We start from the raw sequence: 1,614 nt of genomic DNA on the forward strand, positions 1-1,614 counted from the left end.
TCCGCGAAAGCCCACGTGGCGCATGTCGACCTTGCCGGCACGGCTGATCAGCTCGCCCACGAAGTGCGGCACCGAGCCCGGTGCGGGCGAGCCGAAGTTGGCGCCCGTGGGGTTGGCCTTGCACCACTCCAGGAACTCGGGCACGGTCTTCACCGAAGCAGGCACCTGCGGGCCCACGGCAAACCCCATGTCGAACACCACGCCCAGCGAGACGGGCGTCACGTCGGCCACGGGGTCGTAGGGCAGCTTCTTGTAGGTGTGGGGGTAGATGCCCAGCATGGACATGGGCGTGGCCAGCAGCGTGGCGCCGTCCGCCGGGGCCGCCTTGAGCGTGGTGATGGCGATCTGCCCGCCAGCACCCGTCTTGTTTTCCACCACGGCCGACTTGGCATAGCCGCCGGTGATCTGGGTCGCCACGCGCCGCGCCAGGGTGTCCACCGTGCCGCCGGCGGCAAAGCCGGCGAGGATCTTCACGGTGTCGAGCGCCTGGGCCTGGGCCATGAAGGGCAGCGTGCCTGCGGCGCCGGCCAGGGCCAGTTGCAGGATGTCGCGGCGGGAGGTTGCGGGGGAAAGGCTCATGGTTTGTCTCCTGTGCTTGTTGTGCAATCAATGCGTGCGAAACGGTGGCGGCAATCCCCTGCCCGGTGGATGCCACGGCCCGGCGATGGTAAGTGAAAACCGGGGTCACCCAGCCTAGAAAATACCCATCCGTGGCTTCACCAGGTCATGAAGACCCAGCCCTGCCCGGCGCACAGCCGCCCAGAACAGCTTGGCATACAGATCGTTGTCCGGGTCGGTCAGCCCCACGTCGCGCGACGATACCTCCAGCGCCTGGGCCGGGATGGGGGTGTTGGCACCGGCCATGGAATCGGCCATCACCTGCACCTCGCAGGCGCGCTGCAGCACATAGTTGAAGTAGAAGGCCTCGGGCAGGCTCCGGCCCGTCACCAGCAGACCATGGTTGCGCAGGATCAGGCAGTTGCTGGCGCCCAGGCTCTGTACCAGGCGGTCCTGCTCGCCCGGGTGCACAGTGATGCCCTCGAAGGCGTGGTAGGCCACGTTGCCGCTCAGGAACGCCGCATAGAAGTTGTTGAACTTGAGGCCCTCCGCCTTGCACGACACCGCCACGCCCGCCGTATGGTGGGTGTGCATGATGCAGTGCGCGTCCTCGCGCGCCGCGTGGATCGCGCTGTGGATCACGAAGCCTGCGCGGTTCACGGGATAGTCCGCAGCCCCCACCGGATTGCCTTGCAGATCGATCTTGAGCAGGTTGTTCGCCGTCACCTCACCGTAGTGCAGCCCGAACGGATTGATGAGGTAGTGGGCTGCATGCGAAGGCACACTCAGCGTGATGTGGTTGAAGATCTCCTCGCTCCAGCCCCGGGCGTGGAACACGCGGTAACACGCAGCCAGTTGCACGCGCAGGCGCCACTCTTCGGGCTCCATGCCCTCAGGGCGGGCAGCAGCCAGGTCTCCTTCATCGAACATCGCCATTTCCTTTCTCAGACGCTTTCCAGCGTGATTGTCTTGGATGCACCCATGGCAATCCGCTTTTGCCACTCCGCCGGCCCGGTGATGTGGGCGCTGGTGCCGCCGGCATCCACGGCCACCGTC

Annotated in this window: 2 protein-coding genes; both read right to left on the minus strand. The window is 66.2% G+C overall.

Annotated elements, in window-relative coordinates:
- On the minus strand, positions 1-579 hold a 579-nt coding region (locus tag ASE31_RS32680; protein WP_255357684.1), incomplete at its 3' end, for a tripartite tricarboxylate transporter substrate-binding protein.
- Positions 580-693: 114 nt separating this feature from the next.
- Complete coding sequence (locus ASE31_RS16805; RefSeq protein WP_157412534.1) at positions 694-1,488, minus strand: class II aldolase/adducin family protein; 795 nt, start codon at positions 1,486-1,488, stop codon at positions 694-696.
- Between the last annotated feature and the right edge of the window lie 126 nt (positions 1,489-1,614).

The organism is Acidovorax sp. Root217 (genome assembly GCF_001428645.1).
Lineage (GTDB): Bacteria > Pseudomonadota > Gammaproteobacteria > Burkholderiales > Burkholderiaceae_C > Acidovorax.